17 protein-coding genes are annotated in these 14,371 nt (G+C 34.9%); 7 read left to right on the forward strand and 10 right to left on the reverse strand.

The genetic code is table 11. The features are described from left to right. Positions 1–76 precede the first annotated feature (76 nt). A complete protein-coding gene (locus tag GSM_RS05400; RefSeq protein WP_003690452.1) occupies positions 77–409 on the forward strand; it encodes a hypothetical protein in 333 nt (110 codons plus the stop codon). Positions 410–449: 40 nt separating this feature from the next. On the opposite strand, the gene trmB is transcribed toward GSM_RS05400, so the two are convergent. From trmB to GSM_RS05420, 4 genes are all read right to left on the reverse strand, one after another. Continuing rightward, positions 450–1,097 (reverse strand): tRNA (guanosine(46)-N7)-methyltransferase TrmB, encoded by a 648-nt coding sequence (trmB, locus tag GSM_RS05405; RefSeq protein ID WP_003690450.1) that lies wholly within the window; start codon positions 1,095–1,097, stop codon positions 450–452. Between the two features lie 139 nt (positions 1,098–1,236). Beyond that, positions 1,237–2,031, reverse strand: a complete 795-nt coding sequence (locus GSM_RS05410) for a phosphotransferase family protein (protein ID WP_003690448.1) — start codon at positions 2,029–2,031, stop codon at positions 1,237–1,239. 64 nt (positions 2,032–2,095) lie between these two features. Beyond that, positions 2,096–3,301, reverse strand: a complete 1,206-nt coding sequence (locus GSM_RS05415) for an ABC transporter permease (RefSeq protein WP_003690446.1) — start codon at positions 3,299–3,301, stop codon at positions 2,096–2,098. Continuing rightward, positions 3,294–4,034 carry an ABC transporter ATP-binding protein gene (locus GSM_RS05420; RefSeq protein ID WP_003690444.1) on the reverse strand — a complete coding sequence of 247 codons (741 nt, stop codon included), beginning with the start codon at positions 4,032–4,034 and terminating at the stop codon, positions 3,294–3,296. Before GSM_RS05420 ends, GSM_RS05415 begins: the two co-directional genes overlap by 8 nt. 138 nt (positions 4,035–4,172) lie before the next feature. On the opposite strand from GSM_RS05420, the gene GSM_RS05425 reads away from it, so the two are divergent. From GSM_RS05425 to GSM_RS05435, 3 genes are all read left to right on the forward strand, one after another. Continuing rightward, on the forward strand, positions 4,173–4,601 hold the full coding sequence (locus GSM_RS05425; protein ID WP_003690442.1) for an HIT family protein: 429 nt from the start codon (positions 4,173–4,175) through the stop codon (positions 4,599–4,601). Positions 4,602–4,604: 3 nt separating this feature from the next. Then, positions 4,605–4,907, forward strand: a complete 303-nt coding sequence (locus tag GSM_RS05430) for a hypothetical protein (protein WP_003690440.1) — start codon at positions 4,605–4,607, stop codon at positions 4,905–4,907. Between the two features lie 149 nt (positions 4,908–5,056). After that, entirely contained in the window at positions 5,057–5,944 is an 888-nt protein-coding gene (locus GSM_RS05435) for a peptidylprolyl isomerase PrsA (RefSeq protein ID WP_003690439.1), read from the forward strand. Positions 5,945–6,082: 138 nt separating this feature from the next. Here GSM_RS05435 and GSM_RS05440 read toward each other — a convergent pair whose 3' ends face one another. Beyond that, positions 6,083–7,036 (reverse strand): alpha/beta hydrolase, encoded by a 954-nt coding sequence (locus tag GSM_RS05440; protein WP_003690437.1) that lies wholly within the window; start codon positions 7,034–7,036, stop codon positions 6,083–6,085. 248 nt (positions 7,037–7,284) lie between these two features. Between GSM_RS05440 and GSM_RS05445 the strand changes: the two genes are divergently transcribed. Beyond that, on the forward strand, positions 7,285–7,584 hold the full coding sequence (locus GSM_RS05445) for a hypothetical protein (protein WP_235720347.1): 300 nt from the start codon (positions 7,285–7,287) through the stop codon (positions 7,582–7,584). A 355-nt stretch (positions 7,585–7,939) separates the two neighbouring features. Continuing rightward, on the forward strand, positions 7,940–8,389 hold the full coding sequence (locus tag GSM_RS05450) for a universal stress protein (RefSeq protein WP_076621432.1): 450 nt from the start codon (positions 7,940–7,942) through the stop codon (positions 8,387–8,389). A 17-nt stretch (positions 8,390–8,406) separates the two neighbouring features. Here the strand turns inward: GSM_RS05450 and GSM_RS05455 are convergent, their stop codons facing one another. From GSM_RS05455 to pepV, 3 genes are all read right to left on the reverse strand, one after another. Next, a complete protein-coding gene (locus GSM_RS05455; protein WP_003690432.1) occupies positions 8,407–8,688 on the reverse strand; it encodes a hypothetical protein in 282 nt (93 codons plus the stop codon). Positions 8,689–8,769: 81 nt separating this feature from the next. Then, positions 8,770–9,015, reverse strand: a complete 246-nt coding sequence (locus GSM_RS05460; RefSeq protein WP_003690430.1) for a hypothetical protein — start codon at positions 9,013–9,015, stop codon at positions 8,770–8,772. A 157-nt stretch (positions 9,016–9,172) separates the two neighbouring features. Next, positions 9,173–10,573 carry a dipeptidase PepV gene (gene pepV, locus GSM_RS05465; RefSeq protein ID WP_003690428.1) on the reverse strand — a complete coding sequence of 467 codons (1,401 nt, stop codon included), beginning with the start codon at positions 10,571–10,573 and terminating at the stop codon, positions 9,173–9,175. Between the two features lie 134 nt (positions 10,574–10,707). Between pepV and GSM_RS05470 the strand changes: the two genes are divergently transcribed. Continuing rightward, positions 10,708–11,553 (forward strand): NAD(P)H-hydrate dehydratase, encoded by an 846-nt coding sequence (locus GSM_RS05470; protein ID WP_003690427.1) that lies wholly within the window; start codon positions 10,708–10,710, stop codon positions 11,551–11,553. 280 nt (positions 11,554–11,833) lie between these two features. On the opposite strand, the gene GSM_RS05475 is transcribed toward GSM_RS05470, so the two are convergent. Both GSM_RS05475 and GSM_RS05480 read right to left on the reverse strand, forming a co-directional pair. Then, positions 11,834–12,556 carry a pseudouridine synthase gene (locus GSM_RS05475; protein WP_003690424.1) on the reverse strand — a complete coding sequence of 241 codons (723 nt, stop codon included), beginning with the start codon at positions 12,554–12,556 and terminating at the stop codon, positions 11,834–11,836. After that, the gene (locus GSM_RS05480; protein WP_003690422.1) at positions 12,553–14,229 is read right to left on the reverse strand and encodes a putative polysaccharide biosynthesis protein; all 1,677 of its coding nucleotides are present in this window, start codon (positions 14,227–14,229) and stop codon (positions 12,553–12,555) included. Before GSM_RS05480 ends, GSM_RS05475 begins: the two co-directional genes overlap by 4 nt. Positions 14,230–14,371 lie beyond the last annotated feature (142 nt).

Below are 14,371 nucleotides of genomic sequence, written 5' to 3' on the forward strand. Positions count from 1 at the left end.
TAAGCAATTAGTGGTTTAAATATTCTTATTGGTGATATAATTACTTATCATAAGAAATTTGGTAAGGAGTTTAGCTATGACAAATACTTTTAATAAGTTTCTACCGTTGATGTTTGGTGTGCTAACTGGTTTTGTTGGTGGCATACAGGCCAGCAACATTCTTAAAAAGAATGAACAACTCACTCCCCAACAGATTTTAAACAACATCAAAAACTCGTTTCAAAATGAAACGCCTGTTCAAGATTCTTGGATATCTGTTAACCCCATAAAAATTCGAAAATTCGCCTTGACGACAGATATCTATCAAGGTGGGATTTCGCGATTCGAAGATAATCAGATTGTTCGTTATGAATTTCAGGCTGATGCTAAAACCGGAAGCATCCTCAATCTGAAAAGAATTGATCTATAATCTGTATCTCCCTTATTTTAGGACAACCAAAAGATTTTTGTTAATTTTTGAAACTAGCAGAAATTTTATAAATTGGTTGTCCTTTTTTACTGAATTTATCTTCATACTCAGTCATTACGTTATCAATCATTGCCTCTTCATCTTTGTGCAAATCTAAAAAGATTTGATTGAATATCATTCCGTAATTATTCAGACTGACTAAAGAATATTCAAACAAGCCTCGATTATCAGTCTTGAATTCTAAACTTCCCTTAGCATTCAATACATTCTGATATTGCTTTAAAAATGACTTATAAGTCAATCTTCTTTTCTCTTGCCTTGTTTTAGGCCATGGATCAGAAAAATTCAAATAAATTCCGTTTACTTCATTTTCTTCAAAATATTCGCTCAGACCACTACCGTTAGCACAGACTAATTGTAAATTTGGCAACTTCGCCTCTATCTGTTTTCGCAGAACAATCGCAGCAACGGTTGTCTGGATCTCAATTCCAATATAGTTGTTTTCAGGGTGCCTGCTCGCTAATTCCATTATAAAGCCACCCTTACCCATTCCAATTTCGATAAATAGTGGGGCTTTCTTCTCAAATCTTGTTTCCCATTTACCACGATATTCTACTGGTTTAGTTACTATCAACTCAGGGTTGCTATCAATAAGCGGCTTTGCCCATGGTTTATTTCTTAAACGCATTTCTTCATTCCTTTCAAGCTGAACAGAATCAACCGTTCAAATAAAGGGGCTGGGTCAAAAGTTATACTTTGAACCAGCTCCCTTATTTATTTCGTATAAACATGTTCACCATCTATTTATGGCTGTTCTTTATTTTGACTTAAATAAAGCCTTGTTTCTCAAAAAAGTCTGCCAATTGTAATATGTCTCGGTTCATTTCAAAAAAACGACCACGCTGATGCTCATTCTTTATAGAAAGAAGCAAATTAACCATGTAATACCAACTAATTCTTTGTTTCAATCCTACTGTGATTGAAATTCCATACTTCTCGGTTAACCATTGTTTCCATTCCGCGCGTGGGACATATTGACACATTAACATGCTAATATCCAGTGCACTGTCTGCTAATCTTGCCGATTCCCAATCAACTAAATATAATCTGTCACTATCTGACAATAACCAATTTTTATGATTCAAATCACCATGTGAAACCTTAAATTCTCTATGATCTAGCTTTGGCTGATGCATCCGCAACCGGTTTGCAACTTGTTTAAGCAAGGGATGCGTTCGTAGTTCCAAACTCAAACCTCGAAAATAGCTGCTGAGCATTTCTTCAGGAAACACATATCTTCCACCTACTTGACGCAACATCTTCCTAAGAATTTTAGACCGATGAACCCTGGCCAACAAACATGCAACATTTTTCTGTCCCATCTCTTCCTTAGAAAGACATCTTCCATTTAACCATTCTTGTGCAGTCAGCGTATCACCGGTCGAAATGTGCTTTGTCCATACCAGCCTTGGTGTGATTTCTTCCAATGACAGTGCTGCAAGAAAAGGTGAAGTATTTCTCTTAATAAATAACTTTTCCTGCTCCTTAACGCCCATATAAGCAGTCCCAGTATTACCCCCGAGCGGATGAATCTGCCAACCGTCATCCAATCTGAAATCCATATTGGCAAGTCTCCTCTACAAGTCCATAATTCTTAAACAAGGATACAAATTCATGTCACAAGTGTCAAGTATTTTTTTTGATATAATTTCTCAAAAAAATACCCGTTATTAAATATATCTCACCCAGCGAAATAACTGGAATCAGCAAATATTCTACCTTGAAAAGTGGCTTTGCTACAGCTATAACATTCAATATTATCCATGCAAGCAGCAAGATTTTACGCAGCAATTTTCTGAATGCAAAGCTCTGTTGACTTTCATCAACTGGATAAATATGGGTAAAAACATTATCTTCGAAAGTAAGATATAAACCAAACAATTGAATTCCTATTAGATAAAGAAACAAGCAAGCTATCAACAAGCTAAATAGGTAATTCGGTGAGAAAAAAATAATAATGCTTGCTAAAAATAATAGACGTAAAAATAGTCCACTAAAACTGCTTTGTCTAATAAAACTTCTGCTATACAAGAAAAGGTAAATATTTCCAGATGTACCACGTAATAAAAAATCAAAAATTTTACGACGCTTAGTTTGACCAACTATCTGTGGCACATCAGTGAACATATTTATAAAACGGTACAAAGTCATTAATCTTCCCTTTTCATATACAACAACATCGTTCCATTTGAAAACATGTTGCTGAGATGCCTTGTTGAAAAAATAATTAGTTACTACTACCAAAATCAATGATAAGAGCAAGCTAAGTATTAAATTTAGGTACAGACCAACTGCTAACACTATTAACAAAGTCAGTCGAAAACAAAACTGTTGTAAAACCTGCTTTGCCTTGGTGTCATAGGCACTTGTCGCCACAAGAATCAAGCAACTCAACTTCAGCAAGCATTGTACTACCAGAAGAATGCCCCACATCCCAAAACTCCAATGCAAGCCTCGCAGAATAAACGGTGCTAACACTAGCATGCATATTAACTGTGTGGCACAGGATACTAACGTAGAATGTTTCAAGACCAGCTTAAGATAATCCTTCATCTGGTAATCCTTGGGTAAAAGAAAGATTTTATCTGCTTCCTCCAGTAAACTTGCTAACTTACCAACATACAGCAACAGGAAAAGAATTATGATAAGAATCGGTTGTTCCCACCAAAAAGCCTTTTGCGGCAAATTCTTCACAAAATTCGAGTATGCAAGTCCTATGCCGCCAGCAAAGAATAGCAAAGCTAAGACAAAATGATCATTCAAAATATATTTTGAATAGCGCAATAGCATACTTTGATATTTTTTTAATCTTCTATTCCAAATCTCATTCATTAGCATGCCCATCCTGCGTCATTCCAAGATAAATATCGGTCAACGATGCTTGCTTGTCGTTGAAAATACTTCTTAGTTCCTCAAGATCGCCTTGGGCTCTAATCTTGCCCTGATGAAGTAAGACAAAGTAATCACAATATTCTTGTGCAGTACTGAGAACATGTGTAGACATTAAAATGGCCGCTCCCCTTTTTTTCTCAGTATCCACCAAGTTCAACAAATCTCGAGTTGCCAATGGATCTAGTCCTAAGAATGGTTCATCGATAACATAAACTTGTGCTTTTGTCATAAAAGCACACACAATCATAACCTTTTGCCGCATTCCCTTTGAAAAGTTCGCAGGAAACCAATCCAACTTATTATCCAGACGAAAAGTTTTCAACAACTCGTTTGCCCTTTTCCAAGTATCTGCTCGATCCAAATTGTAAGCCATAATAGTCAATTCTAAATGTTCTTTTAATGTCAGTTCTTGATATAAAACTGGCATTTCCGGCATATAAGCCAACTTTCCTTTGTATGCTTTGGGATCATCTTTTAACTTGATATCATCAATTGTAATATTTCCTTTTTGTGGCTCAAGTAATCCAATAATATGATTAATCGTCGTTGACTTTCCAGCACCATTCAATCCTATTAGTCCAACCAACTGGCCCGAATTAACCTCAAATGATATATCCTTCAGCACTGGTATTCGCGAATATCCGCCCACGAGTCCATTTATTTTTAAAGTCATAGATTTATAATTCCTTTCACTTCAATTATTGAAAATTATAACATAAACTGCTAATTTCAAATTATTTTAAAATTTCCATCATAAAGGTGTGTTATTGTATACTAAAATAAATATTAGTTGAAAGAAGGTTCTTTTATAATGAACGATTGCATTTTTTGTAAAATAATTGATGGTACAATTCCAAGTGTTTCCGTGTATGAAGATGATGATATTAAAGTATTTCTAGACATTTCGCAAACAACGCCAGGCCATACTCTACTCGTACCAAAAAAGCATGTTGCTAATATTTTTGAATATGATGATTCACTGGCTCAAACAATTTTGCCAAAAATACCCGTAATTGCTCGAGCCATTAAGAAAAGCAATCCAAAAATCTTAGGACTTAATATCGTGAATAATAATGGGGCAATTGCATATCAATCTGTCTTCCATTCACATTTCCATTTCATCCCAAGATTTGCTGATACTGATTCATTTGCAATGACTTTTAAAGATAATTCAGAAAAATATTCTTCGGATGAATTACAAGAAATTGCTGATCGCATTCATGAAAATATGGAGGAATAATCTATGAGCGGAAAAAAAACCTTAGTTTGTTTAGGAGCAATTGGAATTGTCTCAGCAATTGCATATTTGTCTCGACGAAAAACTGTTCTGCCCAATAACGAAAAAGCAAAAGAGCTATATGAATCAGCCAATAATGTTAAAAAGGCGTATGGTAAGCTGACAAAAAATGTTGAAAAACTTAAAAATGAATTGCCTAATTCACAGCAGACAATTGATGAAATAGCTTCACTTGTATCTGAATATCAATTCAAAATCCAGAATAATCTTGATAAGATTTCTCAAATTCAGGAAAAAAATATGAAGTAGTTGCTAGTCATAAAACAAAGTGAATAAATAATGAATTTTTTTGTAAGTTTTATCTTTTCTTTCAACATCATTAACTATTGTGTTATAGTTAGTATCGTTGATTTGTATCTTAATACAAGCAAAATAAACGAATGGATGTGTATTTTATAATGAAAAAATGGCTTCTCGCACTAGCAGGTATTCTTATGACTGTCAGCTTGGCTGCTTGTTCTAAGACAGTTGCGACTACTTCTGGCGGTAAAATTACCGAAAGTGCATATTATGACAGTATGAAAAAAACATCATCAGGTAAACAAATTTTACAACAGATGATTCTTGACAAGGTTCTTGAGAAACAATACGGTAGTAAGGTTACAACCAAACAAGTTAATGCTCAATATAATACGTATGCGAGTGAATATGGTTCTTCATTTTCTACAGTACTTTCAGAGAATAGCTTGACAAAGTCTAGCTTTAAAAAACAACTTCGTTCAAATTTGTTGCTTCGTGAAGCTGTAAAAGATCATACAACTATTACTGAAAAGCAATTGAAGAAACAGTGGAAGAGTTATCAACCTAAAACTACAGTTGCACATATCTTAGTATCTAAAAAGTCTACGGCTGAAGAAATCATCAAGAAATTACAAGCTGGTGAGAGCTTCACAAAACTTGCTAAGAAGTATTCAACTGATACTGCCACAAAGAGTAAGGGTGGCAAGTTATCTGCATTTGATAACACCGATACTTCTTTAGCTTCTGCCTTTAAAAAAGCTGCTTTTGCTTTGAAACAAGGCGAATATACAACAACACCTGTTAAGACAAGCTACGGTTACCACGTTATTAAATCAATTAAGAGACCTGCTAAGGGTAAGATGAGTTCACATATTAGCGAACTTAAGACACAAATTATTGCTAGCGATATGAACAATTCCACGCTTTTACAAAAGGTTATTGGTAAGGTTCTTAAAAAAGGAAATGTATCAATCAAGGATAGCGACTTGAAGGACATTCTTTCAAGTTACTTATCAAGTAGCTCAAGTTCAAGTTCCAGCAACTAGAGTTAGTAATAAAATAAGTTAACGTAAATCAAAAGGAGTTTAAGCCAACATGCGGCTTAAACTCCTTTTGATTTACCATGTAAACGCTGAAGTGTTCCAAAACTTTTCCATTTAATTTTGAGTAAACACTTAATTTAATTAAAGAGACACGATAATATCAAGAATTTGCTCGTACGCCCTCTTCGATTCTGGCAGTGGGAAAAATGGGAATACATGGAACATTCCTTCATATGTTATCAATCTTACATTTTGCTTTGCCTTTTCTGTAAACAACTTCATATCAGGATATAAAATATCATTTGTTCCACCAAAAATGGTTATTGGCGGCAAATCTGCTAAGTCACCGTAAATAGGACTAACAATTGGATTCTTTAAGCTTTCACTTCCAGCATAATATTCTCCCTCAAATCGTAATTCCTCCAATTTTAAAAGTGGATCCTTCTTTGCAATTTTTTTAATTTCTGAATTTTCCAAGGAAACATCTAACCATGGTGAAAGCAATATAACTTGTTTTGGAAGATCAATTTGAGCATTTCTCAATTGTTCAACTAACGAAACGGCTAACCCACCACCTGCAGAATCACCAAACAAGATGATATTTTCTGCTTCAACACCATTGGTAGCAAGTAATTCTTGATAGCTTTTCATGACCATTGATAAAGCATCATTAGCATCATGTGCTGGGGCCTTGGGATAGATAGGCATAACAACACTCGCCCCGACTCGGTCAGCCAATCTGGCTATAAAACGGTACTGTAAATCGAATGGCTGGTACCAGTAAGATCCACCATGCAAGTAAAAAATAACTTTCTTTTCTGGTGTGACAATGCTGTCTCTCTTTAAAACTTGCATTTCGATATCTAACCATTTAAAGTCAAGGTAATTTTGAACTTTATTGGGAATACTATATGTTCCAGAATTAACATGATTAAATCTTGCAAAATTCAAAGCTTTTCTTGGATCACGTCCATGCAAAAAACTCTTTAACCCCTGTTCAACCATTAAACTTTGCACACTACGCTTTTGTCTTACACTCTGATACTTCAAATATGCAGCTGATGCTGCTAAAGTCGTAAGTAAAACTTTCTTCATAGACACAATCTCATCTCCTAAAAAATTCATTACTGTACATATTTAGGCTAGCACAAACTTTCTAATTTAGTCTACTCTTTAAGTCTAAATAATGGACAAATACTAAACACGTATACTAGAATGAAACGTGCCGTGGTTTTTATTTATAGACGTTTTAAGCATGCTTTTTTAATTTTTATTAACTAATATTTTATACAGTTTGTACAGTATGCTTTTATTTTAGTTTTCTTAATCTTGGGGTGGATAAAGTGTTGAATTATAGTTTCATAAGTGATTTGTTAATTTTTTTCCTTACATATTCTGATATGGGTAATGCTAGTCTAAATGAGCGTGTAGTTATTACTTACGCAGCTAAAAAGAATGTTTCAAAACAAGAACTTGGTAACATCGAATTGCTTCTATTCCAAGCAAATTTCATCACCCGCTGTCCTAATAGGATTGAAGATAGATTTGTTAACTTTACTCCAGGGACACTAACATCCGAGGGAATTATACTTGCACGTAAACTCTCTAACGGTGATTGTTCATCGCTATTCATTGCACTTTAGTTGAAGCCGTATTTTCCATGTACCCATTGAGATACACTAAATCATACATAACATGATGTTAGTCTTAAATTGCTCGGCTCTTTTGCCTTGTTTCACAGTGACTTTCATAAAACATTAATTGTGTTTTTTCATTTCTTTCTTGCTTTTTGCATACTTTTTAATCTACCTACATTTTATGATTATCATTGATGCGTGTAACTAGGATAGAAGTAATAATGTTTATATGGCAAAAAATAAAAAAATAATTCTTTGCATTTATATTTGTAACTTCATATTCCGAAGTAAAGATACCATATTTCTTCAAATGTGATATGCTTATATTCAGATTGAATGTTATGTAAAGGAAGTGCTTTTGATGTCTAGTAATTATCAACGAATCTTATGCCCAATATCATGGAGTAATAACTCAATGAATGCACTTAAAAAAACTGCAAATTATACACGTAATCATAATATTCAGCTTGATATTCTCTATGTTATTGACAGTACGATACTTGCTTTTGGTAATTTTCAACCTGAAATGTCGTCTCAACAAAAAAGACAACTAAAGGAAATTTATGAAAAAAAAATGGCGAACCTCGTCCAAGAAATCTTGGCTGAAGGTTCGTCCATGTATCAAGTTCACTCACACATCCGTTTTGGGGATCCACGAAAAATAATTTGTGAGAACTTTCTTGAAGAATATCGTGATGATCTAATTGTTCTTGGTCAACCACAATTCAATCAACTGCACAGAGCTTTAACAGGTTCTGTCTATGCTTATGTGACCAAGTACGCAACTTGTGATATCTTAACGGTTCGTTAGAATCAACTCATCTAAAATCATTTTTTAGGAAAACTAATCGCTGTCCCATAACCGTGCAGAACCATGTATTTGGGGCCAACACCCATGCTAACTATTTCTGGGTTAAAATGCACGGCAATAATTCCATCACCATCCCTAGCAACTGTTCGTTCAATCAACTTTGTCTTAACTTTCTCATATAAGTCATCAAAATTATCAACATCATCAATTTCGTCTGGCGTTAAAGTTCTTTTTGCCGTGGCGTTAACAATTCCTACGATCATGTAAGCTCGATTTATTTCTCCGGTTGTCAAAAACATTGGTATCCTCCTTTGTAACTACAATTAACTTACTTTAATCATAGTCGTCCTCTAGTATAAATCAAAGGACTTGCATAATTATTAAAGAAAAATTCGATAATTACGCTTGTTTATGTTTATTACTTCCTTCTTCGTATTTTTCGAACTCATTTTAAGCAAGTTTTTTAACATTCTTTCAAACTTTGAATCATTTTCCAACTTAGAAATAACTTCTTTATCTACTCTGATTAGTAAATTTTCTCTTTTGCTAGGTACAGAAAAAGTCTTCGTAGTATCGTCTTCATCCAAAATATTTGCTTCAATTTCATGCATAAATTCTTTTTGCATGCCAAATCCCCCTTTTCATAACCTAAGTTTACCCCTTATTTCATGGTAATTCAAAGGTCGTAAAACATAAAAACCCCCACTACTTGATCTATCCCTTATTTTCTGACAGAAAATAAGAAAATTTACATTTAGTGAAGGTCAATTCAGCTAATATTTCTTATTTTATTAATTCATAGATTGCTTCGGCATATATTGCAGCCGCTTTTAAGATATCTTCAACTAACATATATTCATTCGCCTGGTGCATTGTGTCTGGTGTTCCAGGAAACATCGCACCAAAGGCAACTCCTCGCTTCAGCAAGCGACCATAGGTCCCGCCACCAACGACCATTCCATACCCCTCATTGCCTGTTTGACGTTCGTAAACATCCAACAAAGTTTTAACTAATGGATCTTCAGGTGAAACATAGTGTGGCTCTTGCATTTTACCAGTCGTGTTAACTTGTGCATTCACCCCTTTTGCTACCCTAGTCAATGCTTCCTCAATCTGACTTGCACCAATTCCTTTGGGAAAACGGAAGTTCAGAGTTACACGTCCTCCTTGGGCAGCAGCAAAGCTAAAAATACCTGCATTCATGGTCAAATCACCCATAATTTCATCAGAGAAATGTAAATCAAAATTATCCATTCTTGAATCTTCATGCAGGTAGTCAGCAGCAAAGTCAATAAATTGTTTAGCACCTGCCCCTAATTCGACCTGCTTTAGAAACAATGCAAGATATGTCCCTGCATTTTCACCATTTTTTGGTTCTTGAGCATGAGCTGCCTTTCCAACAACTGATATTTCAATTCTTTCATCTTGTTCTACAGTCTTGGCTTCAATTGGCTTGTTATTTGCAAATCTATCAAGTAGTTCTTTAACTTTTTTAAACTCTATGCCGCTAATATGTGCTACTGCATCACGTGGCACCATATTTTCACGCAAACCTGCAGAAAAATCCAACAGTTTGGCTCCTGTACCATTTCCACCTTGGAAATCAACATTAAAACTAACATTTCCTTTTTCACCGTTGATTAAAGGAAAAAAGGCATCTGGGGAAAAGCCAAAATCAGGAAGTGGCATTTTCCCAAAATAATGGGTCATACATCTCCAGCCGCTTTCTTCATCTGTTCCGATAATCAAGCGAACTTTTTTACTTATTGGCAACCCTAATTCTTTGATAATTTTTAATCCATAGTATGCAGCCATTCCAGGTCCTTTATCATCTGAAGAACCTCTCGCAAACAACTTTCCATCCTTGATTACCGGTTCAAAGGGATTAGTATTCCAACCTTTTCCTGCCGGCATTACATCGACATGAGCTAAAATACCCATTGTTTCGGCACCAGTACCGTATTCAAGATGCCCCGCAATTCCGTCTACATCAAGTACTTCAAAGCCATCACGTTTTCCAATTTCTAAAAACTTGTCTAGTGCTTCTCGTGGCCCAGGTCCAAAAGGTGCATTTTTTGACCCAAGCTTTTCATCTCTTACACTTTCAATTTTTAACATTGTAGTCAAATCCGCTAACAATGCATCTTTTCTTTGATCAATTTCTTTTTGCCAATCAATTTGCATTACTTCTCCTCCTTAATGCGTCCTATTCAACAAGTTTATCACATGATATCCAGATATTATTATTAAATACTACAAACATAAAAATGATTTGCTGTATAATAAGGTAGAACTTTCTTTCTAAGGAGGATTCCTATATGCATGTACTTAGTAAAAATATCTTGAATCAGATTATTACTACCAGACCATCCGAAAGTCACAAGGGTAATTATGGTCGTGTACTAACTGTTGGCGGCAATAGTCAATTTGGTGGTGCAATAATCTTAGCAACCTCTGCAGTCATCCACTGTGGTGCCGGATTATCCACTTGTGCTACATCAGTTGATAACTTAACAGCTCTTCATACCATTGTTCCAGAAGCAATGTTCATTCCGTTTGATTCTGAGTATAAGCTGATTGATGCACTAACCAATGCAGATGTGATCCTTGTTGGACCTGGTCTTGGAACTAATGAGGATTCTTTGAAAATTTTACAGATTGTACTACAACATGCAATCCCAGAACAACAATTAATCATTGACGGTTCAGCGATTACAATGATTGCTGAACATCATGAATTCTTACCGTTTCTTAAAGAATTGCATCCGATTCTTACTCCACATCAAATGGAATGGCAGCGTTTAAGTAATATTAAGATTTCTGAGCAAGATGATATTAAAAATACGTTGTATCAGCAAAAACTACAATCCACTGTTGTTCTAAAAAAGTATCACACGACAATCTACCATAGAGATGGCTCAATTTCACAACTAGCAATTGGTGGACCATATATGGCAACTGGTGGTATGGGTGATACACTTGCAGGCATGATTGCAGGATTTCTTGCACAATTCAAATTAAAAAACTATGACTATGTCGTAGATGCAGCTGTCTATGCCCACAGTGCGATTGCTGACAAAATTAGTACAACAAAATATGTTGTTTTACCTACCAATATCATTACAGAAATTCAGTCGTTTATGAAACTTTCGGTTGCACCATGATTAAATGAAGATTCTCAAAAATAGGCAGTACGACATAAATTAGCAAAGTTTGAGTACTAACACGCGAAATTACGAATGTAACGCGTACCTCGGTGAATAATTCGTGTTAAAGAAAAAGACTTGAGTTATATTTTATCCGAAATAAATAGAGGAAGACAGGTCAAAAGTTAACTCTCGACTTGTCTTCCTTTTTGATTTACAATCCAATTCTTAATTTTCTTTGTGCCTAAGCTTTAAGTTACTTTGATTCGTTTCATCAATACATTCTTTTTTAAGAAAATTAATCAATTTTCTTAACTAAATTACTCAATTCTTCAGATGTCAATTCACGATATTCCCCAAGATTAACTTTTTCGTCAAGCTTCAAATTACCCATTTGAACTCTCTTTAATTCTTGAACCTTCATTGAAACTGCACCAAACATCCGCTTAATCTGATGATACTTGCCTTCAGTAATACTTATTTCTACTTTTGTTTCTTTTTTCTTACTATTAGTGGCTAATATCTTTAATATTGCCGGTTTTGTTGTTTCACCATCTCTTAATGTAATTCCTTTTGCAAAGATTTGAATCGTCTTTTCTGTAACCTCACCAGCAATCAAAGCCCGATATATTTTTGTAACGTGCTTTTTAGGTGATAATAGTTTATGTGCCAGCTCACCATCATTCGTTAAAAGCAGTAGCCCAGTTGTATCTTTATCTAGTCTGCCAACTGGAAATAAACCTTTTCTTTTAGTTTCCGCAATCAAATCAACCACAGTTTTCTCGGAATCATCACTAGTAGCTGAAACTACATTCTTAGGTTTATTCATCATATAGTAACTGTATTTCTGATATATCACCGTTGTACCTTCCAGCTGTACAACATCCGATTTTGCATCGACTTGATATTTTGTTTGTTTAATATTTTTTTGATTTACACTAACCGATCCATCCTTGATTAGTTTTTTTGCCTGCGAACGTGTCAATCCGTTCGCATCAGCAATAAATTTATCGAGTCTCATTTTATCCTCAACTTCGATCTAAGTGCGGCAGCTCGATCTCCTACTATCTTATCGGCTACTCTTGTTTTCAATGTTAAATATACATAGACCAATCCGCCAGCAATCACAGCAACAATTAGTACTATAAATGCAGTTACCCGATATTGCAGATTTAAGAAGAGATCACTTAATTGGATTACTCCCAGTGCAACAGCAAACACAATCATTGAGAAAAGCAATAATTGATCAAATCTTTTGATAATTTTGCCCATATTAACCTGTAGGTTGTAATAAAAGTATCTAAGCATCAAACAACTTGAAACTGCCATGCCTATTCCCGTTGCCATTAACGGACCAAATGGATGGAAAAGAAGTATCAACGGAACCTGTAATACGATCTTAATTACTAATCCAATTAAGAAAAACTTAATTGCCTTTACATTCTGGTAAACACCCTGTAATAGAGAGGCTAAGACCATAAACAAACCAATTGGCAGTGCTACATATGCAGAGAAGCTTAAAACATAGACCCCGGTAAAATTATATTGATAAAAAACAACGTATAGTGGCTTCGCAACTGCAGCCATACCTAATGAACAAGGCAACATCACAAAGAAAAATAATTCAATTGCATCAGCTAACTGTGTCGCAGTCTCTTCCTGATTATGCTTTGAATATGCTTGTGCAAGCAACGGGATTGCTGTAGCCGACATTGCGGATGCTAACGAAATAATAATCATTATTAATTTATTTGAGTTACCAGCAAAAATTGTGTAGAGATCGTTAATTGTGGTTACGCCGTAGTTAGTAAAGTGCAACATTGCTTGCTTAAAGGTAAATTGATCAATTAAGTTGTATACCGTAGTTGAAATACTGATAACAACAAAAGGTATTGCCTCAAGTAACAAAGTCTTAATAACTTGTGCATCAGAGATATCAAGCTTATTTGCACTTTGTTCCGCCAATATTGTAAATTCATCTTTCTTCTTAAAATAAAACCACGCTAGAAACAATAAGCCGGCAACTGCACCTATAAAAGCTGCAAATGTTGACTGAACAACTCCTGAAACATATTTCCCATGAATAACCTTCATAATTATGAAAGTGGTTCCCAACATGTATATAATACGCGCAATTTGTTCAACTAACTGCGACATAGCGGATGGAAACATATCCTGATATCCTTGAAAGAATCCTCTGGTTAAACTCATTGTTGGGATAATTGTCAGTGCAATTGCAAGTGAACGATACACCGGAATAACATTCTTATCGTTCTGTGATAAAAACGGAGCAACAAACCACATTACAATAGCAGAGATGATTCCCAGCCCCAACATAATCAATAATAATTTCTTATAAAGCCTTTGACCTAAAGCATATTCATTTTGTCCATTATAATTGGATATTTGCTTAGAAACGGCAGATGGAATACCTGCAATTGAAATCATCAAGAAGACACTATACACGGTATAGCCTTGCGTATATAAATTATTGGCCGCTAAATTTTCTTTTCCAAACCATGCATACCACGGAATGATATAAAGCGCTCCTAATATTCTAGAGAAAATACTCCCCATTGTCATCCATGCGGAACCACGTAACATTTTTGCCTTCGCAGTTTCATTTTTCTTCTCTAAAATCTTCTCACCCTTGGTATTAGAATACCCCGATTCGTCAAGTGACCTATTTACCATTTGTTTTCCTACCTTTTCCTAAATCACTCTGTTATTTTATACTGATTTCAATAGAGTTGCAATGTTAGTTATAATAATTTAATCAATGTTAATTACCTCAGCCATTTGGATAAATAAAAAAAGCTAGGTCAAAATTTTGACT

It is taken from the genome of Liquorilactobacillus mali KCTC 3596 = DSM 20444 (assembly GCF_000260415.1).
In the GTDB taxonomy this organism is placed as follows: Bacteria; Bacillota; Bacilli; order Lactobacillales; family Lactobacillaceae; genus Liquorilactobacillus; species Liquorilactobacillus mali.

What these genes read in the sequence shown, in the direction of transcription:
- GSM_RS05450 (WP_076621432.1), top strand. Translation starts at nt 7,940, where the DNA reads ATGTCTAGTAATTATCAACGAATCTTATGCCCAATATCATGGAGTAAT.
- GSM_RS05435 (WP_003690439.1), top strand. Translation starts at nt 5,057, where the DNA reads ATGAAAAAATGGCTTCTCGCACTAGCAGGTATTCTTATGACTGTCAGC.
- GSM_RS05440 (WP_003690437.1), bottom strand. Translation starts at nt 7,036, where the DNA reads ATGAAGAAAGTTTTACTTACGACTTTAGCAGCATCAGCTGCATATTTG.
- GSM_RS05480 (WP_003690422.1), bottom strand. Translation starts at nt 14,229, where the DNA reads ATGGTAAATAGGTCACTTGACGAATCGGGGTATTCTAATACCAAGGGT.
- GSM_RS05455 (WP_003690432.1), bottom strand. Translation starts at nt 8,688, where the DNA reads ATGTTTTTGACAACCGGAGAAATAAATCGAGCTTACATGATCGTAGGA.
- GSM_RS05415 (WP_003690446.1), bottom strand. Translation starts at nt 3,301, where the DNA reads ATGAATGAGATTTGGAATAGAAGATTAAAAAAATATCAAAGTATGCTA.
- GSM_RS05410 (WP_003690448.1), bottom strand. Translation starts at nt 2,031, where the DNA reads ATGGATTTCAGATTGGATGACGGTTGGCAGATTCATCCGCTCGGGGGT.
- GSM_RS05460 (WP_003690430.1), bottom strand. Translation starts at nt 9,015, where the DNA reads ATGCAAAAAGAATTTATGCATGAAATTGAAGCAAATATTTTGGATGAA.
- GSM_RS05420 (WP_003690444.1), bottom strand. Translation starts at nt 4,034, where the DNA reads ATGACTTTAAAAATAAATGGACTCGTGGGCGGATATTCGCGAATACCA.
- GSM_RS05425 (WP_003690442.1), top strand. Translation starts at nt 4,173, where the DNA reads ATGAACGATTGCATTTTTTGTAAAATAATTGATGGTACAATTCCAAGT.
- GSM_RS05400 (WP_003690452.1), top strand. Translation starts at nt 77, where the DNA reads ATGACAAATACTTTTAATAAGTTTCTACCGTTGATGTTTGGTGTGCTA.
- pepV (WP_003690428.1), bottom strand. Translation starts at nt 10,573, where the DNA reads ATGCAAATTGATTGGCAAAAAGAAATTGATCAAAGAAAAGATGCATTG.
- GSM_RS05470 (WP_003690427.1), top strand. Translation starts at nt 10,708, where the DNA reads ATGCATGTACTTAGTAAAAATATCTTGAATCAGATTATTACTACCAGA.
- GSM_RS05430 (WP_003690440.1), top strand. Translation starts at nt 4,605, where the DNA reads ATGAGCGGAAAAAAAACCTTAGTTTGTTTAGGAGCAATTGGAATTGTC.
- trmB (WP_003690450.1), bottom strand. Translation starts at nt 1,097, where the DNA reads ATGCGTTTAAGAAATAAACCATGGGCAAAGCCGCTTATTGATAGCAAC.
- GSM_RS05475 (WP_003690424.1), bottom strand. Translation starts at nt 12,556, where the DNA reads ATGAGACTCGATAAATTTATTGCTGATGCGAACGGATTGACACGTTCG.